Genomic DNA, 23,966 nt, shown 5'->3' with positions numbered 1-23,966 from the left:
GCGGTCGTTTGCAGGGTTACTGCATCCACTTCGCGATCATCTTGTGCTGTACGGCTGCCTGTGCTGCCACCCGGTAATAGGACAGCAATTCACGCATCGGCGATGACATCCGATCAAACCCTGAAATAAACGCAACGATAATACCGACCGATGTCTGGCCCTGAATCACAAGGTAACCGCCAACAAACAGCACGCAAATCGGCGCCAGCGCATTCAACAGATTGATCAGCGACTTCATGCCGAACTTCAAAACAAAAAGCTGCATGCGGTTGTCAAACAATGCGGTGATGCCCTTATTGATCGGGCGAAGCTGTTCGTCATCATCCTTGTCGGTCGACATTTCCGAAAGTTCGTCACTGACATCGCGCATCTTCTCAACCCGTGCTTCAATAAGCGCATTGATGCGTTTCTGAATGACCGGGACAAGGGCAACCTGCGGGATCAGGGCGATCACCCCAATCAGGCCAATCATCGGCTCGACACTGATCATGTAACCCAAGCCAAAGATCAGCATGCCGCTATTGACCACCGGCTGTGACAGGCCATCGCCCACAAACCCGCCAAGCTTTTCGATCTCGGACCCGATAATCGAAACCGCACGCCCGTTGCTTTCATCCTGGCTGCCGGCCTCGTTGTGGGCGTGCAGGCGCGTTAAGTGCTTGCGGTTATACTGGATCGCACTTTCACTGAGCCACCCTTCGTAAATCCGAAGCACGAACTTGATCCCGCCATGGACGATAATCAGCCCCAGATAAAGGGCGGCCAGCGTGATCAAAAGATCGAAGTCCTGTGGCGTGATGGCGTTATCGACAATCCGGCGTTGCAGCTCGATCGGTGCAATGCCAAGGGCGGCGACCAGCACAGCAAGGCTGCACACTACAACCTGATGCCAGCCACTCATCCGCCAGACATACCCCCATAGGGAGCTGGCAGGGCGGTCGTCGCCGGTTTTTTCCGGATTGCGCGGGCTGAATTTAAACATGGGCTCAATCGATTGTGGTGACGAAGGCGATAAAGGTATGTTGGTGTACGTGTTCTGGGTGCCCCGGATCAGGGACGATTGCAGTGTGCACCATAATGCCAACGTCTTGCGCATTAAAATGATCCAGTGGCAGGGACGGGCGGATAAGTCGGGCGGATATGCTGCTCTAGACTTTAGTTCAGCCTGCGCGGATATATCGAAATGACGTTAGGGAAATCAGGCGTTTAGGGACTATTCTGGAGCTCTGTCAGAACAGCAAAAATAATTGGCATTCCAGTACCGAATAATGCTATTTCATTCTCCAGACGCGCATACCGGGCCGAAAAGTGCCAGAAGGCCGACCACAGCAAGGAAAACGCAACATGCAGGATATTGTCGCCAAACTCGAAGCGAAGCGCGCCGAAGCTGCCATGGGCGGCGGCCAGCGCCGCATTGATAATCAGCATGCCAAGGGCAAGCTCACCGCGCGTGAACGCCTTGATGTGCTGCTGGATGAAGGCTCCTTCGAAGAATGGGACATGTTTGTCGAACATGATTGCGTTGATTTCGGCATGACCGAAAACCGCATTCCCGGCGACGGTGTTGTCACCGGGCATGGCACGATCAACGGCCGTCTGGTGTTTGTTTTCTCACAGGATTTCACCGTTTTCGGTGGCGCCCTTTCGGGTGCGCATGCGCGCAAGATCGCCAAGATCATGGATCAGGCGATGAAGGTCGGCGCACCGGTGATCGGGCTGAATGATTCGGGCGGGGCGCGTATTCAGGAAGGTGTTGAAAGCTTGGCTGGCTATGCCGATGTCTTCCAGCGCAATGTCGAGGCATCCGGCGTCATCCCGCAAATCTCGCTGATCATGGGGCCATGTGCCGGTGGTGCTGTTTACAGCCCGGCCATGACCGACTTCATCTTCATGGTCAAGGACAGCTCTTACATGTTCGTGACCGGTCCGGACGTGGTCAAAACCGTCACCCACGAAGAAGTCACCCACGAACAGCTGGGCGGTGCATCCACCCACACCAGTGTGTCGGGTGTGGCTGATCTTGCCTTTGACAATGATGTCGACCTGCTGCTTCAGACCCGCCGTTTCATGGACTTCCTGCCACTGTGCAACAAGGAAGATCCGCCCGCACGCCTCTGCGAAGATCCGATCAACCGTGATGACTTCTCGCTCGATACCCTGGTGCCAGAAAACCCCAACATGCCCTATGACATGAAGGAACTGATCACCAAGATCGTTGACGAGGGCGACTTCTTTGAAATTCAGGCCGACTACGCCAAAAACATCATTATCGGCATGGCGCGCATGGATGGCCGCACGGTTGGAGTGGTTGCCAATCAGCCGATGGTTCTGGCCGGCTGCCTTGATATCGACAGTTCCAAAAAGGCCGCGCGCTTCGTGCGTTTCTGCGATGCCTACAATATTCCGATTGTCACCTTTGTCGATGTGCCGGGCTTCATGCCGGGCACCGCACAGGAATATGGCGGCATCATCAAACATGGTGCCAAACTGCTCTATGCCTATGCCGAGGCCACCGTGCCCAAGGTCACCGTCATTACCCGTAAGGCCTATGGCGGCGCCTATGACGTGATGTCATCGAAACATCTGCGCGGGGATGTTAACTATGCCTGGCCCACCGCCGAAATTGCAGTGATGGGGCCAAAAGGGGCGGTGGAAATCATCTTCCGCGCGGATATGGATAATCCGGCAAAGATCGAAGCCCGCACCGAAGAATACCGCGAAAAATTCGCCAACCCGTTTGTCGCGGGCCGCAAGGGGTTCATTGATGATGTCATCATGCCGCATGGCACACGCCGCCGCGTCTGCAAGGCGCTTGGCATGCTGCGCAACAAGGACATCAAGAACCCTGAAAAGAAACACGGCAACATTCCGCTGTAAGACAAATTGGGAGACAGAAAAATGTTCAGCAAGATCCTGATTGCCAACCGCGGTGAAATCGCCTGCCGTGTGATCAAATCAGCCCGCAAAATGGGCATCAAGACCGTTGCGGTCTATTCCGATGCCGACAAGGCCGCCCTTCATGTCCAGATGGCCGACGAAGCCGTTCGCATCGGTCCGGCGCCATCCAACCAGTCCTATCTGATTATTGAAAACATCATCGAGGCCTGCAAATCCACCGGTGCCGAGGCTGTCCATCCCGGCTATGGATTCCTCTCGGAAAATCAGGCCTTTGCCAAGGCGCTTGATGCCGCCGGTATTGCCTTCATCGGCCCGCCGAATGGTGCGATTGCCGCCATGGGCGACAAGATCACGTCCAAGAAAATCGCGGCAGACGCCGGTGTTTCGACCGTGCCGGGCTATATGGGCGTCATCAAGGACACCGCCGAGGCGATCAAGATCGCCAACGAGATCGGCTATCCGGTGATGCTCAAGGCATCTGCTGGTGGCGGCGGCAAGGGCATGCGTATTGCGCGCAATGATGCCGAATGCCGCGAAGGCTTCGAACGTGCCACGTCAGAAGCCGCAAGCTCCTTTGGTGATGACCGTGTCTTTGTCGAAAAATTCGTCGAGGAACCGCGCCATATCGAAATTCAGGTGCTGGCGGATAAGCACGGCAACGCGATCTATCTTGGCGAGCGCGAATGCTCCATCCAGCGCCGCCATCAAAAGGTCGTCGAAGAAGCCCCGTCACCGTTTATCGATCCCGCCACCCGCAAGGCCATGGGCGAACAGGCCGTGGCACTGGCGCGCGCGGTGGATTACTGCTCGGCAGGCACCGTGGAATTCATCGTCGATAAGGACAAGAATTTCTACTTCCTTGAAATGAACACCCGTCTTCAGGTCGAACATCCGGTGACCGAACTCGTAACCGGTCAGGACCTTGTCGAATGGATGATCAAGATCGCCGATGGCGAGAAACTGACGCTCAAACAGGACGACGTCAAACTCACCGGCTGGGCCATGGAAACCCGCGTCTATGCCGAGGATCCCTTCCGCGAATTCCTGCCGTCCACCGGGCGTCTGGTGCGCTATCAACCGCCTGCGGAATCAGACACCGTACGTGTTGATACCGGCGTCTATGAAGGCGGCGAGATTTCGATGTTCTATGACCCGATGGTCGCGAAACTGATCACCTATGGTGAAAACCGCGATCAGGCGATTGGGGAAATGCGTCGTGCGCTTGATGCCTATTATATTCGCGGCATTTCGCACAACATCCCGTTCCTGGCAGCCGTCATGGCCAACAAACGCTTCCAGGATGGCAACATCACCACCAACTTCATCGCCGAAGAATATCCTGACGGTTTCTCGGCCGATGATCTGCCCAATGACGATCCGGCAACCCTGATCGTGGTCGCGGCCTACATCAATCAACGCCACGCTGAACGCAATGCCGGCATCACCGGCCAGGTCAGTGACCATCCGCTTGAAATCGCCGAAAGCTGGGTCGCGGTTTGCGGGGATGAACATACCCCGTTCGATATCGAGTTCGATGGTGTTAACGGCGATTACATTGTCGCCATCGGGGATCGCAGCTATGGCGTGGTCTCGGACTGGAAGATCGGCGATCCGCTGTTTGTCGGTGAAATCGACGGTGCGCCGGTCTGTGTGCAGATCGACATCGAAGGGGTGGGGTACAAACTCGCCGCCAACGGCATACAGCGCCACTTCAAGGTCATGCTGCCACGCGTCGCGGAATTGCAAAAACTGATGCCGTTCAAGGCCCCGCCAGACATGTCGAACTTCCTGCTCTCGCCAATGCCGGGCTTGCTCGTCAAGGTCTCGGTCGAGGAAGGCCAGACCGTCCAGCCGGGCGAGGAGCTCTGCATCCTTGAGGCCATGAAAATGGAAAACGTCCTTAAATGCGAAAGCAAGGGCGTGGTCAAAAAGATCCACGCCGAACAGGGCGCAAACCTCTCGGTCGATGCCATCATCATCGAGTTCGAAAAAGACGAATAAGCCACCCGATCCCTCTGGGGTGATGCTTGATCAAGGCGCTGTCCGGGTTTTCGGATGGCGCCTTTTTTGGGTTTGAACCCTAACCAGTTCAAACACTTGTGTTTTCAAGGCCTTTCCGATCCGTTTCACGCATATTAAATACAGATAACGGGGCTTTACGAGGCGTTTGCACTGCCATATGGTCGTGAATTGAGGCCGTAATACCCTGTGAACATCGAGGTTGACTGCCAACGCATTGAACGTGCCTGCGGCCATCCAATAACAAGAAACGAGGCTTAAGAATGTACAAGCTGATTGCTTTTGATGGCGACGATACCCTGTGGCACAACGAGCCACTTTTCCGCCAAGCCCATGTGCAGCTTCGCGAAATGCTGGGACATTATGTTGATCCCGAACAGGTTGATGATCGTCTCTATCAGGCCGAGTTGGCCAACCTTTCCATCTATGGCTATGGCGTGACGGGCTTTACCCTGTCGATGATTGAAACCGCGATCGAATTGTCTGATCGCAAAATCAGCGCCGAGGACATCCACAAACTGGCCGAAACCGGCAAATCCATGCTGCGTGCGCCCACCCGGATCATTGACGGGGCCGAGGAAGTGCTCAAGCAATATGCCAAGCACCCGAATTACAAGGTAGTCCTGATCACCAAGGGCGATCTGATCGCCCAGCAGCTCAAGATTGATCGCTCCGGGTTCGAGGACCTGTTTGACGGGATCGAGATTGTCTCGGAAAAGGACCCGCTGACCTATCGCAACATCTTTGGCCGCTATGGCGTCGAACCCGAAGAGGCGATCATGATCGGCAACTCGATGAAATCCGATATCCTGCCGGTCCTTGCGTGCGGCGCGACCGCAATCCACATTCCCTATGAAATCACCTGGGTCCATGAAATGGTCGATCAGACCGAGATCGACAATGACAAGGTCATCACGGCCGAAAGCATTGCCCACGTGCCCGGGATCATCGAAAAACTCGAAAACCAAAAGACCAGCGGGAGTATGGAACATGTCTGATTGCGCCGGTTCTGAAATGTCCACCGAGGCCGTTTTGGCCAACGGCCCGGCTGCCGATCTTGATCCGCAAACCAAGCTCGAACTCGAAGCCGCTGCCTTTCGTGGCCTTGTCATGCACCTTCAAGATCGCAAGGATGTTCAGAATATCGATCTGATGAACCTTGCCGGGTTCTGCCGCAATTGCCTCGCCAAATGGTATCTGGCCGCTGCCCGCGAACGCGGTGTCGCCATGGATTATGATGGGGCGCGCGAAGTCGTCTATGGCATGACCTATGACGCCTGGAAGGATAGCCATCAGGCCCCGGCATCGTATGAGCAGAAACAGAAGTTTCAGGACACCGCCCACCTGCATGCCAAGATTCCCGGCGCGAAATAAGCCCAGGATAAAACCATCGACAAGGGAGGAGGCCCGATCATGACCGATACAAGCCCCGACCCGTCAACGGGGGATGGCAACATCGCCGTCCACGCCCGGATCGAAGGCCGGGTGCAGGGTGTGTGGTATCGCGCCTGGACCGTCGAAGAAGCCCGCAAACGCGATCTGACCGGCTGGGTGCGCAATCGCAATGATGGCTCGGTCGAGGCGGTCTTTTGCGGTCCGGCCAAGGTGGTGCAATCCATGATCACCGCCTGCCATGAAGGCCCGACCCATGCGCGCGTTGATCGCATTCACGAAGAACCGGCCCTCGAAGACGGGTTTGCCACGTTTGAAAAGCGCCCAACCGCCTGAAACAGAGTGTGCTCCAAGGCGTTGGCGGCTTTGTTAAACCGATTGCAAAAGCCTTTTTCCAATTGATTCTGGAAAAAGGCTTTTTCTTTATCGCACTGCGGTGGCATGGTTATGAAATCCTGACTGCATGGTCAGACGCAATGCGTCGGGAAATCAACAGGGAGACTACACATGACCTTTATCGCAAAATCATTTGGCGTTGCTGCCATTGTTGCGACCAGTGCGCTTTGCGCATTCGGCGCACAGGCAGAGCCGGAACAGAATGACGGCCTGAACGGCACGCTTTGGCTGCAGACATCGGTCGAATACAAAACGACCGCCATGTCGGTCTATGCCGGTGCAACCCGTTTGCTGGATGCCGCCATTGGCGATCACAGCTGGACCGCAGCACTCGAGCAGGACGGCAACTATATGACCAAGCCGCCAGCGGTCATTCTGGACGTGGATGAAACCGTTCTGGATAACTCCGCCTATCAGGCATGGGTTGTCACCGACAAAACCCATTACAGCTCAAAAACCTGGGCGGCGTTTGTGCATGACATGATTTCCACCCCGACCCCGGGCGCGCTGGAATTCACCAAGGCCGCGGCGGCACGCGGTGTTGAAGTCTTCTATGTCTCGAACCGCAAGGCCCCGGAAGAAGAACCTACCATCGAAAACCTCAAGAAATATGGCTTCCCCTATGCGGATGAAAAGCATGTCATGCTGCGTGGTGAAGTCGAAGAATGGGGCTCGAACAAAACCCCGCGCCGGGCGGCTGTCGCTGAAGATTACCGCGTGATCATGCAGTTCGGTGACAATTTCGGTGACTTCACCGACGAAATCGATGGCTCAATCGCTGAACGTCTCGAAGTCATGGAAAAGTACGGTAATTACTGGGGCGAACGCTGGTTCATGCTCCCGAACCCGAGCTACGGCTCATGGGAAGAAGCCGCCTTCGGTGGCGACTGGGGCAAGTCCGGCGACGAACGCCGCCAGGACAAACTCAATGCCATGACCCCGTGGGCAGGCCCGGCCGAGTAATCCTTGCCGCGTACTTACGTTAAAGGGCGTCCCGACCGGGGCGCCTTTTTTTACATCTAACCTTCTGCGCGACCTCCGGGGTTCATCTTTGCCGCGCAATGGTGTTAGGGTCATGTATCGGGCTTTAACCGCTTTGCACGCGCCACCATGTGCCACCACGCGCCACCACGCAGGATGTTATGAAAGCGACTGCCAACGCCGCCACCCCGCATCGTGATCGTGTCCCACTTGCTGTCGGGACGATCATATTTACCGTTTTCGCCCTGTCACTGGGCGATGCGCTGATCAAGCAATCGAGCAGCCAGTTCGTCATCTGGCAAATATTCGTCATCAGATCGGCAATCGCCATTCCCTTTCTGTTGGGCTATCTGGCAATTCGTGTCCCGTCGGCCTTGCGCCTTGGCCATGCTTTTGGCTGGACCACCTTGCGCAGCCTTTTACTGGTTGTGATGTGGGTTTGCTATTATCTGTCCTTGCCGCATCTGACCCTGTCTGTGGCGGCGGCAACCTATTATACCCTGCCTATTTTCATCACGCTGTTTAGCGCCATCACGACCCGCAGCAAAATCAGTAAAACCGGCTGGCTTGCCGTCATCATCGGCTTTGCGGGGGTGTTGTTTATTCTGCGTCCGGATGCCGGAAACTTTAATGGTTATGCATTGTTGCCGCTGTTTGCGGCCATGCTGTATGCGGTGGCGATGATCTTGACCCGCACCAAATGCCGGGACGAACATCCGATCAAGCTCTCGCTTGCGCTGAACATCGCCTTTGTCGCGGTCGGGGGCATTACTGCGCTGGTGATCAGCCTGCTGTCTGATGACATGCGCGATGGCTTCCTTCTTGCCCCCTGGGCCACCATGACCCTGACCGGTTTGGGCACCATGGCGATCCTGGCGGCCTCTATCCTGATCGGCAGCATCGGGGCGGCCATTGCCTATCAAAACGGACCGCCCGCCATGATCGGCACATTTGATTTTGCCTATGTCGGGTTTTCGTTTGTCTGGGGTGTGGTCTTCTTTGCCGAAACCCCCGATGCCTTGTCGCTCGTCGGTATTGTCCTGATTGTCGGTGCGGGGATCATGGCCCTTCGGCAGTAAAATCAGACTTCCGGTTACTTCAGAACCCAGGAAAAGGCGCGTTTAAGCTCCGCCACCGCATTGGTGTCATAACAGCGCCCATGCGCCAGAACGACATAGTCGGGCGCCCAGCCAATCATGGTGTGGACTGCCTTGCGCACTCTGTCCTTGTATCCGGCAAAGGTCAGGCGCATGTCGCGTGGCGTGCTGCCATGCGGGTCCATGGTGCCAAACAGCCTGACCATAAACCGCCAGATCGGGCTTTTGATTTTAGGCGCTTCGAAATTCTCGATCAGGTCGGTCAGGATCAGGGTTTTGGACGCGGGATGGAAAAACACCGCCTCGTTCAAATAACTGCCCCGCACCAACACCTGTTCGATCTCACCGGCCCACTCAGACTCCGGCGTATCGGCAAGTTCCGCATCAAAATTGACCGTAATCCCGACCGACTTGGCGCGTTTGATCACACCGGGTGCGCAAAACGCCTTTGCATCCGGATAGGCCTTTTGCCAATCGGGCACACCGGCATAATGGATGGTGTTCGGCGCAATCAGATAGGCAACCTCGCCCAGCGCATCGACCTCGGCCTTAAGCGTTTCATTGAGCCGGATCGGCGAATGGACAAACAGTTTGCCGCTTTGAAGTCGGATAACCGTCATCCGGGTCGGGAAGGGCAGTTTAAACCCGGCATACTGAAACCCGATCACCGGACCATCAAAGATCCAGACATCCTCGGCAATCGGTTTGGCGTGATCAAGCGGGGCATAGGTCTCGACAGAGAACATGGGGCGGTCTTCCATCTTTAAGGCGGGGGACGCAGGTGCGGGCGCGTCGTCGGCGGCGATTATACAACCTTGCCCGGATTAAGCCTGCCATCTGGATCAATTGCCGCCTTGATCGCGTGCAGCAATTTCAGTTTTTCCACACTGGCATAATGCGCCAGCTCTTCGCGCTTAAGCTGCCCGATGCCGTGCTCCGCACTGATCGATCCGCCAAGCTCGGCAACAATGTCGTGAATGACGCTGTTCAGGCTTTCCCACTGCGCAAGATAGGCTTGCTTGTCCATGGTCGCGGGCTGGGTGAAATTGAAATGGATATTGCCATCGCCGACATGGCCAAACGGGCAGGGACGAATACCGGGTATCAGCGCATCCGCACTCGCCATGCCGCGTTTCAAAAGCTCGGCAACCTTTGAAACCGGCACAGATACATCATGCTTGATCGATCCGCCTTCATATCCTTGTGCCTCGGGGATGCCTTCGCGGATCGCCCACAGGTTTTTGCGCTGGGCCTCGGACTGGGCAAGGGTCGCATCCGTCGCAAGCCCGATCTCCACCGCCTGCGCCAACAAATCGACCAGAAGTGTTTCCAGATCATCCTTCGGGCGCGACGATGTCAGCTCGATCAAGACATGCCAGTTCGTCTTGGTCGCAAGCGGCCGCGTCAGGCCCTTAAGATACGTCACCGACAGATCATGGGCAAAACTGCTGATCAGCTCAAACGCCGCAATCGCATCGCCGGTATGGCGGCGCGCAAGTGCAAGCAAGTCAATCGCACATTCCGGCGACGGCACGGCAATCCAGGCGGTGGCGATGTGTTTTGGCTGGGCAAAAAGTTTTAGCGTCGCCTTGGTGATAATGCCAAGCGTGCCTTCCGCACCGATAAACAGATCGCGCAGGTCATAACCGGTATTGTCCTTGCGAAGCTTGGACAACCCGTTCCAAACCGTGCCATCGGGCAATACGACCTCAAGCCCAAGGCACAAATCACGCGCATTGCCATAGCGAATAACGTTCAATCCCCCGGCATTGGTCGCAAGGTTGCCACCGATCTGGCATGTGCCCTCGGCACCCAGCGAAAGCGGGAAAAGCAAATCGTGCTTCTCGGCGGCTTCCTGAATGGTTTGCAGGATCGCACCGGCTTCAACGGTGGCGGTAAAATCACGCTCGTCAATCTCGATCACGCGGTTCATGCGCTTAAGGTTGATCAGGACCTGTTTACTATCGGCAACCGCACCGCCGCACCGCCCGGTATTGCCACCCTGTGGCACAATCGCGATGTCATGTGCGGCACAAATGGCAACCGCCTTGGCGACTTCCTCGGTACTGGCCGGAAACAGGATGATCTCGGCATGGCCTTCAAACTTGCCGCGTGCCTCTGCATTGTGGGCGGCCAGAACGTCGCTTTCCATGCTGAAACCTTTGGGGCCCAGCAGGTCCTTTAATTCATCAAGTGCGGCTTCTGGCAGGAACGACATGGCGCTGTTCCTTTACGTGGCATCATGCGGCGCGCGCGGGGCGCTCGCGCGTTTCAGGCGGTCGTTGATCGCAATGCCCAGTCCCTTATCGGGAATTGGTGCAATCGCAATCCCGGTAAAGTGGCTCTGATCGGCTTCATGCAGCTTGGCAAACAGGTTGGCGGCGGCTTCGATATCATTGCCCGATTTCGAGAGCCATAACACCGCATCAAATCCCTTGGTATTGCAATCGCCAAAGCCGAGCAGGACCTCATGGCCATATTTCGCCGGATCGGCGGTGGTGGCGTCAAGCCGCACCGGCAGGCCCGGCGCATAATGGCTGGTCATCATGCCGGGGCTTTTGGGTGCGGTGTCATCGCTTTCCGCCATGACAACATCCGTACCCAGCAATTCCGAAACCTGATCGGCCGTCACCCCACCGGGGCGCAGCATCACCACCCGATCCGTGGTCAGGTCGATCACCGTGCTTTCAAGCCCGACACCACACGGCCCACCATCCAAAATCATGCCAATCGCATTGCCCAGCGACTGCGCAACATGGGCGGCGGTGGTTGGGCTGATCTTGCCAGACCGGTTGGCGGACGGGGCGGCGACCGGGCGACCTACCGCGCGCAACAATTCGCGCGCCATCGGATGGGCCGGAACGCGTACGGCAATGCTGGGAAGACCTGCGGTCACCAGATCACAAACATCACTATCTGCTTGGCGCGGCAGAACCAGTGTCAACGCACCCGGCCAAAATGCCGCGGCCAGCTTATCGGCCCGCGCATCAAACACCGCGTGCTTGGCTGCCGCATCGCGGTCAGGGAAATGGCTGATCAGCGGATTAAAGCTTGGGCGTTTCTTGGCGGCATAAATCCCCGCCACCGCATCGGCATTGGTTGCGTCCGCGCCCAGCCCGTAAACCGTCTCGGTCGGAAAGGCCACCAACTCACCGGCGCGCAGCTTCGCTGCCGCCTGACTAAGGGCACCTTCGGAATAGGGACGGATGGTCAAAGCCGGGGACATCAAGCATTCCATGAAAAATATAGCGCTATGAGATACCTAGCGATGATGACCCCGAATGACAAGCTGCAACATCGACAACCGCAAATTGCGCGAATGTGGATTGAAAGCTCTGCTGCTTCGAATTAACGTGGCCACCGACAGGAAGAACTGCGACAAAAACGCGGTTCGCACTTGGTGAGTGTCAAGGCCTGCAAATCCGATTTTCGACCTGTCGCCAGACACCCGTGTCAGGTCCCCGAACGGTGCCATGCATCGCAAGGAGGGCCTTTCATGCCAGCCAGACTGTTTTTAAAATCAACATCAATCCCGCCGGCAACGGCGATGTCGCTGTCCTTGGTCAATCTTGCCTCCTTTGTGTCGCAAGTGATCCAGATCGGGGTGATTGATACCTTGTTGCCGCTGGCGCTGACCAATGCGGGGCTGGGCGAACAACATGGCGGCATGATGCTGTCGCTGTACTGGATTGCCGATCTGGTTGGCGGATTTTTTGTCGCCGCCATCCTTCGCAAAACCCATCCCGTGATCCCGCTTTTGATCAGCAGCGCGTCATTCTGTCTTTTGATTGCGGTTTTGATGTATGCGCCGCAATCGGTTTGGGTTCTGCCGGCAACACTGTTTGCCGGTGTCGGCCTGATCCTGCGCTGGGTGATCTGTGACGGGCTGATTGTGCAACTGGCACCGCGTGACAAGGTCGGTCGTGTTGTCGGTTTTCACGAAACCCTGATGGGGCTGGGGATCGTTCTTGGCCCCATCCTGATCGGCTGGTTGGGTGATGATGCCTTTGCCATGTCAGGTCTGGCGGTGTTGGCAGGCGTGATTGCGCTTGTCTGTGCGTTTTTCCTGCCAACTATCGAAATGGCGTCCACCGGCAAGGGGGCCGGGGCCGCACTGCGGCGCTGGATGGATAACTGGGATCTGGTGGTCATCGCCCTGGTCGCAGGCTTCGTTGAAATCTGCTTTTTGTCCGTTTTACCCCTGCAGGCACAACGCGATACCGGGCTTGCCGACGCCGGTTTGTGGATGGCAGCGGTATTTGTCTTCGGTGGAACCGTGTGTCAGCCGCTGGTGGGTTATATCTCTGACAAGGCCGGGTCAACCAAACTGGCCTCTCTGTGTTTCGGGCTGCTTTTGATCGGGGCTGTGCCAATGGCATTGGCCGGATATGGCGTGATTGCCGCGTCCATCCAGTTCATGCTGGGCGTTGCTGTCGCCGGGCTTTACACCGCTGCTGTCCTGATTGCCGCCAGCGGGCGCGGGCAGGGATATCAGGTCGGCGTGCTGGTGATTGTTTCGCAAAGCTATACGCTGGGCGCAATTGTCGGCCCGTCGGCGGGGACATCGCTTCTGGTGATGGTCGGAAGCTGGGCCTTGCCTGTTTTGGTGTTGGGTGCTGCGGGGCTGTCGATCGGGCTTTTGATGCTGCGCCGTCAGAACTAGCTACAGGGCTTTGGCAATTAAACACCACCCCAAAAAGCGCAGAGCCGCCATGAAAATGGCGGCTCCAATTTACGCTCTAGCCCGGTTTCGCCCCGCGGTGGTGAAATCGGACCGCGTCGCCGTGATTCCGGCGGCTATTTACGTCACCTACACTCTGTGTGGCGATAAGGAATGGATAGCGCAAAACGTCCTGAAAGTCAAGAAAACTGCGGGGTGGAGCAGTTTCAAGCTTTCCTGAAAAATGCCGGTCTGATCACTGTTGCAGCGCGGGATCGGCAAGCTTTTGATGCGGCTTTGTAATTCGCTTTTGATCCCGCTTTGCGAAGGATCAGTTCTCGTACTTGACCGGCACAGATGGGCTGCGCGCGATAAAGAACGGGTTGCGGAAATCGGCCTTGCCATAAACGAATCCTGATCCGTCCATATTTTCAACCACGCCGCCGGCTGCAAGCAGAACCGCATGACCCGCCCCGATATCCCATTCCATGGTCGGGCCAAGGCGGGGATAAAGATCGGCTTCACCGGCCGCGACCAGACAAAGCTTGAGCGAGCTTCCCGCCGGGCGCAGTTCCTTGACGGCCAGATCGCCCAGAAACGCCTTCATCGCCTCGGGATCGCCGTGTGAGCGTGATCCGACAACGACAACGCCGTCCTCGGGCATGTCGCGGACCGAAATCGCGGTGGTTTTGGGGGCAACGTCGCCTTCGATCAGTTTCGCACCATCCGGGCCACCGTAATAAAGCTTGTCGATTGCCGGGGCATAAACCACGCCCAGAACCGGTTTTCCCTTGGCAATCAGGGCCACATTGACCGTGAACTCGCCATTGCGTTTGATGAATTCCTTGGTGCCATCGAGCGGATCAACCAGCCAGAAGAAATCAGTATCCCCGTTCACATCGGGCACATCGCCCTTGGCGGCACTTTCCTCGGATACGATTTTGATATCGGGGGTAAGGGCGCGAAGACCCGGCAGGATAACGGCCTCGGCTGCTTCGTCGGCCTCGGTCACCGGGCTGGCATCATCCTTGGACCGGACTTCGAAATCGGTCTGATAGATTTCCATCATCGCTGCCCCCGCCTTGCGGGCGATTTCAATCAGTCCGTTTTCAAGGGCATCGGCATTGGCGGGCAGGGCAACGGTCATGGCAATCTCGTTTCTCGGGGTAAAAATCAACTATCCCACGGGAATAGGGAATTTTGCCCGCAACGTCCAGTCCGGCCTTGTAACGCTTACGTGTTTTCAGCTCTGCGTGCCAAACCGTTCGTCCATGACGTCCTTAAGGGCTGCCATGATATCATCGCTTAGCTGATCAAGGGTGACCACTATGGCGGGTTTGGCCGGGGTCGGGCAGATGCCGGCCATGACCTCTTCGGCGCGCCACTGCATCATCACGCTTTCGGTCAGTTCAACCAGCGTGATCGCACTTGGGACATGGTCGCTCTGGATGCTGGCGGCAAAGCTTTGTGCCTCTTCGCGGGTAGCAAAGATCGGGCAGTATTTCTCGCCGGTCGCGGTTGTTTGCAGCAACCAGCCATTATGATAAAGCGCCCAGACGCCTTCCCATTCGCCGACTTCGTGAATGAAGTCGGCGTAGCGCGTGTCAATCTGTGTGCTGCTTGCCATCATCTTTAATCCTGTTGGTTCCAAAAGCCGTGCGGGCGGATATTCTTCGATAAAGCCCCACACGGGACAAACCGCTTTGCGCGCATATGTGGGGACGTGTGATCCATTGCAAGGCCTGCTTTACGTTTCAGGCGGGGCAGCGACCCTTCTTTTTATGATGTTACGGTCAAGCCGATTGTCGCAGCTTGAAACGGTTGCGATAGCTCGCAGGCGGCGTTCCGGCGATATCGCGAAAGGCGATGCGAAATGTCTCAAGCGATTGAAACCCGCATTGCTCTGCAATGTCGACCAGCGCAAGGTCGGTTTCCTCAAGCAGTTTCATCGACCGGATAATACGTTCCCGGCGCAACCATTTCAGTGGCGACAGGCCGGTACCATCGCGGAACCGACGCAGGAAAGTGCGTTGGCTCAAACCCGATTGCCGTGAAAGGTCATTGATTTCAATCGGCTGATCAAGGTTCTCCCGCGCCCAATCCAAAACCGCCGCAATCGATTTGCCGGGGCGTTCCTGAATAGGGGCCTCGACATATTGCGCCTGGCCGCCATCGCGATGCGGCGGCATGACAAGCCGTCTGGCCACGGTATTGGTCACCTGCGCGCCATGGTCGGACCGGATAACATGCAGGCAGGCATCAATCCCCGCACTGCTGCCAGCAGACGTAATGATGTTGTCGTGATCAACATAAAGCACATCATCGACAATTTCGGTTTCCGGGAACATCGCGCGGAATTTATCGATATAGCGCCAGTGTGTCGTGGCCCGTCCATTTTGCAAAATCCCGGCATGGGCCAGAACAAACACCCCCGAACAGATCGTGACGATCCGGCATCCGCGCGCATGTGCCTTTAAAATGGCGTCGCGCAATGCCGGTTCGGGCACGGCATCCGCCCCGCGCCAGCCCGGAATGATGATGGTGTCCGCCTCATCCAAAAGCTCCATCCCGGCATCAACCGCGACAGAAAAGCCCCCCATGGCGCGAATATGCGGATCAACCCCGGCGATGGAGCACCGATACCACGGGAAATCAAACTCCGGCCGCGGCAGGGAAAAGATCTCAAGCGCGATGCCGAACTCAAAAGTGCAAAGCCCGTCATAGGCCAGAACCACCACATGATGATTGGGCACATGATGATTGGGTTCGTGCGGCTGGGTACCGGCATGTCGGGGGCTTTGGGGCATTCGTCGTCACTTTGGCGAAAAATTACTGAATAATGGCATTTTGGTCACTTTTGCAAATTCGGGCAAGGCCTAATATCGGCGTCATCAATTTGATGGAGATCGAACATGACCAGCTACATTAACGAAGTCCCGCCAGCCCCGTCCCACATTGCGCGTGCGCATTTCGACGCCTTGTTGGCGTTTGAAACCGATTGCTGGGATACCCATGCATCGCTTCAGGCGGGTGCGGATGATTTCATTCTCCTCGATGTGCGCTCGCCGGCCCTTTATGAAAGCGGCCATATCGAAGGTGCCTTGAACCTGCCGCATGGCAAGATGACCGAACGCCGCATGGCAGAATACCCGACCGGCAAGACCTTTGTTGTCTATTGCGCTGGTCCGCATTGCAATGGTGCTAACAAGGCGGCCTGTCGTCTTTCGGCCCTTGGTCTTCCGGTCAAACTGATGATCGGCGGCATCACCGGCTGGATCGACGAGGGCTTCAGCCTTGTGACCGGCAAGGATTGATGATGATGCCCCGCCGGTGATCCCATCCGGCGGGGTATTTCCATTTTGCCGATGGACGAAAAGGTAAACCCGCGTGCCACACGACACTGTCATAAGGCCGGTTCAGCCCGGCGATCTGGATGCGCTGATCAATCTGATCGCCGATCATGCGGCCTATGAACGTGCAACCGTTGACCGTGCTCACCTGCGTTCCGCATTGCCAAAACATATCTTTGGCGATGCTGCGCGGGCCCTTATCCTCGTTGCCGATCGGGCGGGCGATTTGATCGGCTATCTGTCCGCCGCGCGCGAGTTCTCGACATGGAACGCCGCGGACTATCTGCATATGGATTGTTTGTATCTGGCGCCAACGTGCCGCGGGGACGGGATCGGGGGCATGCTGATGAAGGCTGCTGCGCGCTATGCCGCCGATCATGATCTTGGCTGGATGGAATGGCAAACACCCGATTGGAACACGGGGGCCATCCGGTTTTATGAACGCCTCGGCGCGGTGGCGAAATCAAAATTCCGCTTTTCCGTGGCGGTCAAAGACCTCTCAGCGGGCGAACCAGAACCCGCTTGCCTGGATATCGCGTGACGATATCCCGCGTGTGATAAACCGCTCGGCCCGCATATTGGCCGACCAGTGATCCATGGGCAGTCCCGCCTTGCGCTTAAGCTGCGTCAGAAAATCTTTCGGATCGGGCAACTGATCCCAAACCTGCGGCAGGAACAAGCCCCGCCGGTTGCCGTCAGACAAAATAATCCCGTCCTCGAACGGTGTCAGTTTGCCGATCAAATCGGCCTCGCTGTCAAACGGCAACGGCGCCGGTGGCGACAGCACCGAAATCGAAAGCTCCAGATCATCATTGATCTCATCGCGGCCGAGCCCGGCAAAGCGCGGATCCCGAAACGCTGCCTTGAACGCATTTTCGCACAGATCGGTGGCAAGCGGTGCATGGGCCATGATCGACCCGATGCAGCCCCGCAACTGTCCGGCTTTCTTAAGCGTGACAAAACAGGCCCCCGGGGCGGAAAGCGCTGGGTCAAACTGGCTTGGGGAAACCTGCAACGGCGCCCCGGTCTCGATCCCATGCAGGATCGATTGCCGACACAGGCCCAGCATCTTTGCCCCATGCGTCTTGATCAGATGTTCTGTCGCCTTGGCAAAACCGTCCTCGCCGTCGCCCTGCATATTCGCGGCCTTCGCGTCATAAACCGCCCAAGCGCCATAGCCGACCACACGCGATTTATCGCCCGTCACATCGCCGGAATTGCGCATGCCCAGCGTCTTGATCTTCATACCGCGATTGCGCGCCGCAATCAGCATCCCGGCGACGGGCAACGCGCCGCAGGCATCGTTTGTATCAATATTCTCGGCATCGAAATTCTCGATCATCGTCCGCGTGCGGTTATCCATGCGTTGGGCCGTGTCATAATCATGGAAATGTGACATATCCGATGAAATCACGATCAGGGTTTCCGGCCCGCCCCAAAGCTTCTCGATCACCTCATGCACCTGACGCGGGCTGCACCGGCTGACCAGAAGTGGCACAATGCCGATATCAGCATTCTCGCCAAACAGGCGCTGGATAAACGGCAATTCAATCTCAAGCCCGTGCTCAAGCGTATGTGCGTCATCAAGCATCTGAACATGCGGCAACGCCAATGCCTTTTGCAGCGCCGGCAGGTCACAGCGCATAGTACCAAGTGGTGTGGCAAACTGATCGGCGCGCGCCAGCGCAATCCCCTGAAACGCCATGCGATGCGCCGGGCCAATAATCACGATGCGTTTGATGGAATCCTTCAGCGCGCGCACGGTGGCAAAGCCAAGGGCCGCAATCGCACCTGAAAACATCAATCCCGCATGCGGCACAATGATCGCCTTGGGCGAGGCATCCCCCGACACAGCATCCGAATGCAAGGCCGCATCCATCAGCCCGTCAATCTCGCTGCGCAAGAGATCGGCATCGGCCGGATAAAACGTCCCGGCAACAGCAGGCGGGCGGATGATGGTCATTGGCGCTCCAATCGCATGACTTCCTTTGAAAAAGATAGCGATCAGGACTAGATTTTCAAAGAGGAAGCTTTGCATTGGGAAAAAGCTGATGACTGATCCCGCAATCAAGACCGACACCGTCCCGGCCCGTTACTGGCACCATCTCGACGATGGTCGCATTCAGTGCGACGTCTGCCCGCGCTTTTGCAAGCTGAATGACGGGCAGCGCGGATTGTGTTTTGTCCGGGCCCGCCAAGGCGATCAGATGGTGCTGACGACGTGGGGTCGATCCTCGGGCTTTTGCATCGATCCGATCGAAAAAAAGCCGCTCAATCATTTCCTGCCCGGCACGCCGATCCTGTCGTTCGGCACGGCGGGCTGTAATCTGACCTGCAAGTTCTGTCAGAATTACGAAATCTCCAAAGCGCGCGAGATGGACAAGCTCTCCTCGCTCGCTACCCCGGAAATGATCGCCAAAACCGCCAAGGCGCATGGCTGCTCGGCAGTCGCCTTTACCTATAATGATCCGGTGATCTTTCTTGAATATGCCGTCGATGTTGCCATTGCCTGCCGTGAAATGGGCCTGCGTACTGTGGCGGTCACGGCGGGCTATATTGGCGATAAGGCCCGCGAGGAGTTCTTTCGCCACATAGATGCCGCCAATGTCGATCTGAAGGGCTTTACGGATCGCTTTTATCATCAGCTGTGCTCCGCCCATCTGGATGACGTGCTGGAAACGCTTAAATATCTGCGCCACGAAACCGGGGTCTGGATGGAGCTGACCAACCTTGTCATTCCCGGCGAAAATGATGGTGACGCGGAATTCCACGAAATGACCCAGTGGGTGCAGAGTGAACTCGGCCCCGATGTGCCGATGCATTTTTCAGCCTTTCATCCCGACTGGAAAATGATGGATACCCCGCGCACCCCGCCCGAAACACTGGTGCGGGCGCGCAGGATCGCCATGGAAAACGGCATTCGCTATGCCTATGTCGGCAACGTCCATGACAAAAGCCACAGCAGCACCTTTTGCCACGGCTGCGGTGATATCCTGATTGGCCGTGACTGGTATCAGTTGTCAGACTGGAACCTTGATGCCCATGGCGCGTGTAAAAGCTGTGGTACACATTGTGCCGGTGTGTTTCAGGCACAACCCGGAACATGGGGCCCGAAACGTCAACCGGTCCGCTTGATGGCTGGCAACTGAGCAGTCAGAACCAATAAGGCTTCAGCATAATTCCAGAGGGAGAACGACATGGATATCAAACGCGCCGGATCACAGGCCTCAACGGTCGGATCCCCGGAATATTTCACCGGACAGGTTCGCATTGAACCGATCATCAGTGCCGCTGATCCCGCCCGTGTGGCCGCCGCCAATGTGACGTTCGAGCCCGGCGCACGCACCACATGGCATACGCATCCGCTGGGCCAGACCATCATCGTGACCGCCGGCTTTGGCCGTGCGCAGCGCGAAGGCGGCCCGATTGAGGAAATCCGCCCGGGCGATGTCGTCTGGTTTGAACCGGGTGAAAAACACTGGCACGGGGCCGGTCCCGAAACCGCCATGACCCATATCGCCATTCAGGAAAAGCTCAATGGCTCCCCGGTCGATTGGTTGGAGCCCGTGACCGATGCGGATTATCTCGGACAATAAGTGTGCGGTTGGATGTTTTTGCTGGCATTTTTTACTGGCACTGGGGCGTCATATCGCTAAATTGCCGCACAGTTTGACGCGGTTGGAAAGAAAGCACACGTAGTGGCGGGGATGAAAATTCGCAAAGCCCGTTTGGGCGATGTAGGGGCAATTTTTGCCATCCGAAGCCGCGTGCGTGAAAACCATCTTTCCCCCTCCGAACTGGCCGAACGCGGCATTACCAAGGCTGCCTTTGGCAAGTGGCTGGAGCAGGGATACGGCATCTGGCTTGCCGATCTTGATGGCTCTGCCGCAGGCTTCGCCATTGCCATCCCCAAGGAAGCAACGCTTTGGGCGCTGTTTGTCGATCCGGAATTTGAAGGCCGCGGGGTGGGGGCGGCATTGCTGCGCACCGCCGAAGACTGGCTGTTTGCCAAGGGATGTAATGACATCTCACTCACCACCGGGGCCAATCCGGAAAACCGCGCGCACGGCTTTTACGAAAGCCACGGCTGGCATTCCACGGGTGATGTCGAAAACGACGAAGTCGAATACATTAAATCCAACCCGTCGCTTTCGCTGTTTGATTTTGGCTAGGTCGCCCTGCTTTACCGGACCGGAATGCCGCGCGTTTTCTTTTGACTTGGTCCCAGCAACACCGGCGCATAACCCATCAAAAACGCCAACCACCCGCCAATCCACATCAAGGTCGCAATCGCCAGAATGGTGACATAGCCCGATCCGGCAAAGCCGACCATGACGCGCAATACGGTCGAAACCCAGATAAGCCCAAACGCACTGTTCAAGGCCCATCCTGCCCGCACTTCACGCCCGGTATGGCCAAGGGCGGCCCGCCCGGCAATGGCAATAATCATGCAACTCATCGCCCCGCCGGTAAGCGCATGCAGGGCATCACGGCTGCTCATCACATCGGGCCAAAGGATCGCAACGCCCAGCAGGACAAGCCCGGCAGGCACCCAGAAATAGCCAAGATGCAGCATGATCACGATGGGTTCGCGCCAGCTGTGCACACCGCGCCATCGCATCAAACGGATGGCATGTGCAATCCCGGCAAACAGCAACACAGAACCGGCAATCATCCCCGTCGGATCAAGGATCACGGCAACGATGCCAAGCGCAATGCTTGCCAGACAGACCATGTCAAACCGGCCAAACATGGCAGGCATCGGGGCATTGATCTGTTCGCGTTGCATCCAGTTACGTGTAAAGGCCGGGATGACCCGCCCGCCGATCAACCCGATCAGCAAGATGATCGTCAAAATCGCCGTTTGATACAGCAGGACCGGATCAAGGGTGATGACATCAAGGCAGGCCGTAACAAACAGTCCATCAAACAGCGCGATCACGGAAATGACGGCCAGAACCCGCATATTGCGGTAATTGCGGGCAGCCACCAGTTCCCGCACACCAAGGGCCAGCAAAAAGATGAAATAAATAAGCGCCCCGGCAATCGTCAGAGCCGGGTCAAGAGTCTCGCCAAAACCAATCGCCAGCCGCCCGATCAGCCAGCTTGTGGTTAACGCCATTAACATGCCCCCGGAAATCGGTGGGCGACTTGTCCAGTTGGCGATCGCGGTCAGCAAAAATCCCCCGATGGCCGCCCCGCCAAACCCGAAAATCATTTCATGGGCATGCCACCATGACCCTGTTCCCAGACTGGGGGTCGCAATGCCATGCACAAAACCCGCCACCCACCAGACAACAGCCACAATGGCCAGCACCCCGGCCAGCAGGAAAAGCGGGCGGAAAGCCCCCGTCCAGAACGGATGAGTGGCCCTGTGTGGTTCGGTAATCGAAATCGGCGCGGTTCTGCCAGCCATGACATACCTCCAGAATGTTGGAATGCGTCATAGTAGCGATCAAACCTGATCGCGCCTTGATGTTGCGCAATTCGTTGGGATGGCGTTTTGGCGGGCTGGTGTTGCCTTTGCGTGAAATCCCGCACCTTTTTGAACGATAAGCCTTTTCAACCGCGTTTAACGCGCTAGATTAGGAGCATCAATTTCTTTGCAGTTGCTTGATCAAGGACTGCGCCCCGAAACATGACAGGAGTCCTGTTCACCATGAAGATCACGTTTTCCGATCTCGCCATTCCGAAAACCGGTGCCGTTATCGCCTTTGCGACCGAGGGTGCCGATCTGATGCCCAGTGCCGTCGCACTTGATGAGGCAACCGGGGGTGCGATCACCAAGGCGATCAAGGCGTCGACCTTCAAGGGCAAATCCGGCCAAAGCCTGCAGGTCCTTGCACCGGCCAATGTCGATCTGTCGCGCGTGATCATTTTCGGGATCGGCAAGGAAGCCGAATTTGACGTGATTGCCGCCCAGAAACTTGGTGGCTCCGTCACCGCCCGTGCGCTTTCTACCGGCGAGAAAGAACTTTCCGTTCTGTTTGATATGGAAAACCTCGCCTGTGATTTCGCAACCGGTGCGATGCTGCGCGATTATCGTTTCGATAAATACCGCACGACCGAGACCAAGGAAGACAAGCCGGTCCTCAAGGCCTTTGATATCGCCACCCGCGATCACAAGGACGCCAAGAAACAGTTTGAGTCCGCCAAAAAGGTCGTCGAAGGCGTGTTCTTCACCCGCGATCTGGTGTCTGAACCGGCCAACATTCTTTATCCGGAAAGCTTCGCCAAGGAAGTCTCTGCCCTTGAAAAACTGGGTGTCGAGATTGACGTCCTTGACGAAAAGGAAATGAAGAAGCTCGGCATGGGCGCGCTTTTGGGTGTTGCCATGGGTTCTGCCCGCAAACCGGCCATGGTCGTCATGCGCTGGAACGGTGGCAAGAAAAAGGACGCGCCGATTGCCTTCGTGGGCAAGGGTGTGACCTTTGATACCGGCGGTATTTCGATCAAACCGGCTGCCGGCATGGAAGACATGAAGTGGGATATGGGCGGTGCCGGTGTGGTATCGGGCCTGATGAAGGCACTCGCCGGTCGTAAGGCGAAATGCAACGTGGTTGCGGTGCTTGGCCTTGTTGAAAACATGCCGTCCTCAACCGCACAGCGTCCGGGCGATGTTGTGACCTCGATGTCCGGTCAGACGATCGAAGTCATCAATACCGACGCCGAAGGCCGCTTGGTTCTGTGTGATGCGCTGACCTATGTGCAGGAAAAATACGATCCGCGTCTGATCGTTGATCTTGCGACGCTCACGGGTGCTGTCATCATTGCGCTTGGACATGAAAATGCCGGTCTGTTTTCCAACAATGATGATCTGGCGACCCAGATCACCACAGCCGGTCTTTCGGTTGACGAAGGCGTCTGGCGCTTGCCGCTGTCGCCAGCCTATGACAAGCAGCTTAAATCCGACATTGCCGACATGAAAAATGTCGGCGGTCGTCCGGCCGGTTCGATCACCGCCGCCCAGTTCCTCAAACGCTTTATCACCAAGGATCGTCCGTGGGCGCATCTTGATATCGCCGCCATGGCCTGGTCAACCGCGGACAAGGAAGTCGTGCCAAAAGGCGGCACCGGCTTTGGCGTGCGCCTGCTTGATCGCTTTGTCGCCGATAACTACGAGTCCTGATTTCAGGAACGCATAACTGAATAAAAGACGGGGCAGGGTGATGA

Annotated in this window: 24 protein-coding genes; 15 read left to right on the top strand and 9 right to left on the bottom strand. The window is 56.8% G+C overall.

The window, feature by feature from the left end; genetic code table 11:
• Nucleotides 1–16 precede the first annotated feature (16 nt).
• Nucleotides 17–982 (bottom strand): ABC transporter ATP-binding protein, encoded by a 966-nt coding sequence (locus tag AC5Q5A_RS16380; protein ID WP_064790771.1) that lies wholly within the window; start codon nucleotides 980–982, stop codon nucleotides 17–19.
• 362 nt (nucleotides 983–1,344) lie between these two features.
• Here AC5Q5A_RS16380 and AC5Q5A_RS16375 point away from each other — a divergent pair, with 362 nt between their 5' ends.
• The 7 genes from AC5Q5A_RS16375 to AC5Q5A_RS16345 all read left to right on the top strand — a co-directional run bounded on the left by AC5Q5A_RS16375 (nucleotide 1,345) and on the right by AC5Q5A_RS16345 (nucleotide 8,765).
• Nucleotides 1,345–2,877 carry an acyl-CoA carboxylase subunit beta gene (locus AC5Q5A_RS16375; protein ID WP_063087055.1) on the top strand — a complete coding sequence of 511 codons (1,533 nt, stop codon included), beginning with the start codon at nucleotides 1,345–1,347 and terminating at the stop codon, nucleotides 2,875–2,877.
• A gap of 21 nt (nucleotides 2,878–2,898) precedes the next feature.
• Nucleotides 2,899–4,899: an acetyl-CoA carboxylase biotin carboxylase subunit gene (gene accC, locus AC5Q5A_RS16370; RefSeq protein ID WP_493895938.1), complete on the top strand. Its 2,001-nt coding sequence runs from the start codon at nucleotides 2,899–2,901 to the stop codon at nucleotides 4,897–4,899.
• 281 nt (nucleotides 4,900–5,180) lie between these two features.
• Nucleotides 5,181–5,915 carry an HAD family hydrolase gene (locus tag AC5Q5A_RS16365; protein ID WP_493895937.1) on the top strand — a complete coding sequence of 245 codons (735 nt, stop codon included), beginning with the start codon at nucleotides 5,181–5,183 and terminating at the stop codon, nucleotides 5,913–5,915.
• Complete coding sequence (locus AC5Q5A_RS16360; RefSeq protein WP_493895936.1) at nucleotides 5,908–6,291, top strand: DUF1244 domain-containing protein; 384 nt, start codon at nucleotides 5,908–5,910, stop codon at nucleotides 6,289–6,291. Before AC5Q5A_RS16365 ends, AC5Q5A_RS16360 begins: the two co-directional genes overlap by 8 nt.
• A gap of 39 nt (nucleotides 6,292–6,330) precedes the next feature.
• Nucleotides 6,331–6,645 carry an acylphosphatase gene (locus AC5Q5A_RS16355; RefSeq protein ID WP_338182480.1) on the top strand — a complete coding sequence of 105 codons (315 nt, stop codon included), beginning with the start codon at nucleotides 6,331–6,333 and terminating at the stop codon, nucleotides 6,643–6,645.
• Nucleotides 6,646–6,816: 171 nt separating this feature from the next.
• Nucleotides 6,817–7,668, top strand: coding sequence for a 5'-nucleotidase, lipoprotein e(P4) family (locus AC5Q5A_RS16350; RefSeq protein WP_197145324.1), 852 nt, complete (start codon nucleotides 6,817–6,819; stop codon nucleotides 7,666–7,668).
• Between the two features lie 179 nt (nucleotides 7,669–7,847).
• Nucleotides 7,848–8,765, top strand: coding sequence for a DMT family transporter (locus tag AC5Q5A_RS16345; RefSeq protein ID WP_493895935.1), 918 nt, complete (start codon nucleotides 7,848–7,850; stop codon nucleotides 8,763–8,765).
• 14 nt (nucleotides 8,766–8,779) lie between these two features.
• Here AC5Q5A_RS16345 and AC5Q5A_RS16340 read toward each other — a convergent pair whose 3' ends face one another.
• The 3 genes from AC5Q5A_RS16340 to AC5Q5A_RS16330 are packed head-to-tail and all read right to left on the bottom strand — an operon-like array spanning nucleotide 8,780 to nucleotide 12,009.
• Entirely contained in the window at nucleotides 8,780–9,529 is a 750-nt protein-coding gene (locus AC5Q5A_RS16340) for a DUF4336 domain-containing protein (protein WP_493895934.1), read from the bottom strand.
• 59 nt (nucleotides 9,530–9,588) lie between these two features.
• Complete coding sequence (locus AC5Q5A_RS16335; protein WP_493895933.1) at nucleotides 9,589–11,001, bottom strand: FAD-binding oxidoreductase; 1,413 nt, start codon at nucleotides 10,999–11,001, stop codon at nucleotides 9,589–9,591.
• Nucleotides 11,002–11,013: 12 nt separating this feature from the next.
• A complete protein-coding gene (locus AC5Q5A_RS16330) occupies nucleotides 11,014–12,009 on the bottom strand; it encodes an L-threonylcarbamoyladenylate synthase (protein WP_493895932.1) in 996 nt (331 codons plus the stop codon).
• A gap of 270 nt (nucleotides 12,010–12,279) precedes the next feature.
• On the opposite strand from AC5Q5A_RS16330, the gene AC5Q5A_RS16325 reads away from it, so the two are divergent.
• Complete coding sequence (locus AC5Q5A_RS16325; RefSeq protein ID WP_493895931.1) at nucleotides 12,280–13,446, top strand: MFS transporter; 1,167 nt, start codon at nucleotides 12,280–12,282, stop codon at nucleotides 13,444–13,446.
• A 171-nt stretch (nucleotides 13,447–13,617) separates the two neighbouring features.
• Nucleotides 13,618–13,746, top strand: coding sequence for a hypothetical protein (locus AC5Q5A_RS16320; RefSeq protein ID WP_493895930.1), 129 nt, complete (start codon nucleotides 13,618–13,620; stop codon nucleotides 13,744–13,746).
• A gap of 28 nt (nucleotides 13,747–13,774) precedes the next feature.
• Here AC5Q5A_RS16320 and cysQ read toward each other — a convergent pair whose 3' ends face one another.
• The 3 genes from cysQ to ftrA form a co-directional block, all read right to left on the bottom strand.
• Nucleotides 13,775–14,590 carry a 3'(2'),5'-bisphosphate nucleotidase CysQ gene (gene cysQ, locus AC5Q5A_RS16315; RefSeq protein WP_493895929.1) on the bottom strand — a complete coding sequence of 272 codons (816 nt, stop codon included), beginning with the start codon at nucleotides 14,588–14,590 and terminating at the stop codon, nucleotides 13,775–13,777.
• A gap of 96 nt (nucleotides 14,591–14,686) precedes the next feature.
• Nucleotides 14,687–15,070, bottom strand: a complete 384-nt coding sequence (locus tag AC5Q5A_RS16310; RefSeq protein ID WP_493895928.1) for a DUF2750 domain-containing protein — start codon at nucleotides 15,068–15,070, stop codon at nucleotides 14,687–14,689.
• Nucleotides 15,071–15,236: 166 nt separating this feature from the next.
• The gene (gene ftrA / locus AC5Q5A_RS16305; RefSeq protein ID WP_493895927.1) at nucleotides 15,237–16,250 is read right to left on the bottom strand and encodes a transcriptional regulator FtrA; all 1,014 of its coding nucleotides are present in this window, start codon (nucleotides 16,248–16,250) and stop codon (nucleotides 15,237–15,239) included.
• 105 nt (nucleotides 16,251–16,355) lie between these two features.
• Between ftrA and AC5Q5A_RS16300 the strand changes: the two genes are divergently transcribed.
• Nucleotides 16,356–16,757 carry a rhodanese-like domain-containing protein gene (locus AC5Q5A_RS16300; RefSeq protein WP_063087068.1) on the top strand — a complete coding sequence of 134 codons (402 nt, stop codon included), beginning with the start codon at nucleotides 16,356–16,358 and terminating at the stop codon, nucleotides 16,755–16,757.
• Between the two features lie 73 nt (nucleotides 16,758–16,830).
• Nucleotides 16,831–17,334, top strand: a complete 504-nt coding sequence (locus AC5Q5A_RS16295; protein ID WP_493895926.1) for a GNAT family N-acetyltransferase — start codon at nucleotides 16,831–16,833, stop codon at nucleotides 17,332–17,334.
• On the opposite strand, the gene amrB is transcribed toward AC5Q5A_RS16295, so the two are convergent.
• Entirely contained in the window at nucleotides 17,293–18,756 is a 1,464-nt protein-coding gene (gene amrB / locus AC5Q5A_RS16290) for an AmmeMemoRadiSam system protein B (protein ID WP_493895925.1), read from the bottom strand. The genes AC5Q5A_RS16295 and amrB overlap by 42 nt on opposite strands.
• Before the next feature lie 88 nt (nucleotides 18,757–18,844).
• Here amrB and amrS point away from each other — a divergent pair, with 88 nt between their 5' ends.
• The 3 genes from amrS (at nucleotide 18,845) to AC5Q5A_RS16275 (ending at nucleotide 20,965) form a co-directional block, all read left to right on the top strand.
• Nucleotides 18,845–19,942, top strand: coding sequence for an AmmeMemoRadiSam system radical SAM enzyme (amrS, locus tag AC5Q5A_RS16285; RefSeq protein ID WP_493895924.1), 1,098 nt, complete (start codon nucleotides 18,845–18,847; stop codon nucleotides 19,940–19,942).
• 48 nt (nucleotides 19,943–19,990) lie between these two features.
• Nucleotides 19,991–20,389 carry a (R)-mandelonitrile lyase gene (locus AC5Q5A_RS16280; protein WP_493895923.1) on the top strand — a complete coding sequence of 133 codons (399 nt, stop codon included), beginning with the start codon at nucleotides 19,991–19,993 and terminating at the stop codon, nucleotides 20,387–20,389.
• 111 nt (nucleotides 20,390–20,500) lie between these two features.
• Nucleotides 20,501–20,965 (top strand): GNAT family N-acetyltransferase, encoded by a 465-nt coding sequence (locus AC5Q5A_RS16275; RefSeq protein WP_493895922.1) that lies wholly within the window; start codon nucleotides 20,501–20,503, stop codon nucleotides 20,963–20,965.
• 11 nt (nucleotides 20,966–20,976) lie between these two features.
• On the opposite strand, the gene AC5Q5A_RS16270 is transcribed toward AC5Q5A_RS16275, so the two are convergent.
• Entirely contained in the window at nucleotides 20,977–22,209 is a 1,233-nt protein-coding gene (locus AC5Q5A_RS16270) for an NnrS family protein (RefSeq protein WP_493895921.1), read from the bottom strand.
• Between the two features lie 243 nt (nucleotides 22,210–22,452).
• On the opposite strand from AC5Q5A_RS16270, the gene AC5Q5A_RS16265 reads away from it, so the two are divergent.
• Entirely contained in the window at nucleotides 22,453–23,922 is a 1,470-nt protein-coding gene (locus AC5Q5A_RS16265; RefSeq protein WP_063087077.1) for a leucyl aminopeptidase, read from the top strand.
• Nucleotides 23,923–23,966: the final 44 nt, after the last annotated feature.

Source organism: Thalassospira sp. CA1, assembly GCF_059052855.1.
The sequence above is the reverse complement of the archived record's forward strand: the minus strand, read 5'-3'. Positions and strand labels throughout refer to the sequence as shown.

Bases quoted from the DNA above. Each gene is read 5' to 3' on its own strand.
- AC5Q5A_RS16345 (WP_493895935.1), top strand. From the start codon at position 7,848: ATGAAAGCGACTGCCAACGCCGCCACCCCGCATCGTGATCGTGTCCCA.
- AC5Q5A_RS16265 (WP_063087077.1), top strand. From the start codon at position 22,453: ATGAAGATCACGTTTTCCGATCTCGCCATTCCGAAAACCGGTGCCGTT.
- amrB (WP_493895925.1), bottom strand. From the start codon at position 18,756: ATGACCATCATCCGCCCGCCTGCTGTTGCCGGGACGTTTTATCCGGCC.
- AC5Q5A_RS16300 (WP_063087068.1), top strand. From the start codon at position 16,356: ATGACCAGCTACATTAACGAAGTCCCGCCAGCCCCGTCCCACATTGCG.
- AC5Q5A_RS16340 (WP_493895934.1), bottom strand. From the start codon at position 9,529: ATGTTCTCTGTCGAGACCTATGCCCCGCTTGATCACGCCAAACCGATT.
- cysQ (WP_493895929.1), bottom strand. From the start codon at position 14,590: ATGACCGTTGCCCTGCCCGCCAATGCCGATGCCCTTGAAAACGGACTG.
- AC5Q5A_RS16355 (WP_338182480.1), top strand. From the start codon at position 6,331: ATGACCGATACAAGCCCCGACCCGTCAACGGGGGATGGCAACATCGCC.
- AC5Q5A_RS16320 (WP_493895930.1), top strand. From the start codon at position 13,618: ATGGATAGCGCAAAACGTCCTGAAAGTCAAGAAAACTGCGGGGTGGAG.
- AC5Q5A_RS16330 (WP_493895932.1), bottom strand. From the start codon at position 12,009: ATGTCCCCGGCTTTGACCATCCGTCCCTATTCCGAAGGTGCCCTTAGT.
- AC5Q5A_RS16270 (WP_493895921.1), bottom strand. From the start codon at position 22,209: ATGGCTGGCAGAACCGCGCCGATTTCGATTACCGAACCACACAGGGCC.
- AC5Q5A_RS16335 (WP_493895933.1), bottom strand. From the start codon at position 11,001: ATGTCGTTCCTGCCAGAAGCCGCACTTGATGAATTAAAGGACCTGCTG.
- AC5Q5A_RS16365 (WP_493895937.1), top strand. From the start codon at position 5,181: ATGTACAAGCTGATTGCTTTTGATGGCGACGATACCCTGTGGCACAAC.
- AC5Q5A_RS16350 (WP_197145324.1), top strand. From the start codon at position 6,817: ATGACCTTTATCGCAAAATCATTTGGCGTTGCTGCCATTGTTGCGACC.
- ftrA (WP_493895927.1), bottom strand. From the start codon at position 16,250: ATGCCCCAAAGCCCCCGACATGCCGGTACCCAGCCGCACGAACCCAAT.
- AC5Q5A_RS16275 (WP_493895922.1), top strand. From the start codon at position 20,501: ATGAAAATTCGCAAAGCCCGTTTGGGCGATGTAGGGGCAATTTTTGCC.
- AC5Q5A_RS16325 (WP_493895931.1), top strand. From the start codon at position 12,280: ATGCCAGCCAGACTGTTTTTAAAATCAACATCAATCCCGCCGGCAACG.
- amrS (WP_493895924.1), top strand. From the start codon at position 18,845: ATGACTGATCCCGCAATCAAGACCGACACCGTCCCGGCCCGTTACTGG.
- AC5Q5A_RS16310 (WP_493895928.1), bottom strand. From the start codon at position 15,070: ATGGCAAGCAGCACACAGATTGACACGCGCTACGCCGACTTCATTCAC.
- AC5Q5A_RS16380 (WP_064790771.1), bottom strand. From the start codon at position 982: ATGTTTAAATTCAGCCCGCGCAATCCGGAAAAAACCGGCGACGACCGC.
- accC (WP_493895938.1), top strand. From the start codon at position 2,899: ATGTTCAGCAAGATCCTGATTGCCAACCGCGGTGAAATCGCCTGCCGT.
- AC5Q5A_RS16360 (WP_493895936.1), top strand. From the start codon at position 5,908: ATGTCTGATTGCGCCGGTTCTGAAATGTCCACCGAGGCCGTTTTGGCC.
- AC5Q5A_RS16375 (WP_063087055.1), top strand. From the start codon at position 1,345: ATGCAGGATATTGTCGCCAAACTCGAAGCGAAGCGCGCCGAAGCTGCC.
- AC5Q5A_RS16280 (WP_493895923.1), top strand. From the start codon at position 19,991: ATGGATATCAAACGCGCCGGATCACAGGCCTCAACGGTCGGATCCCCG.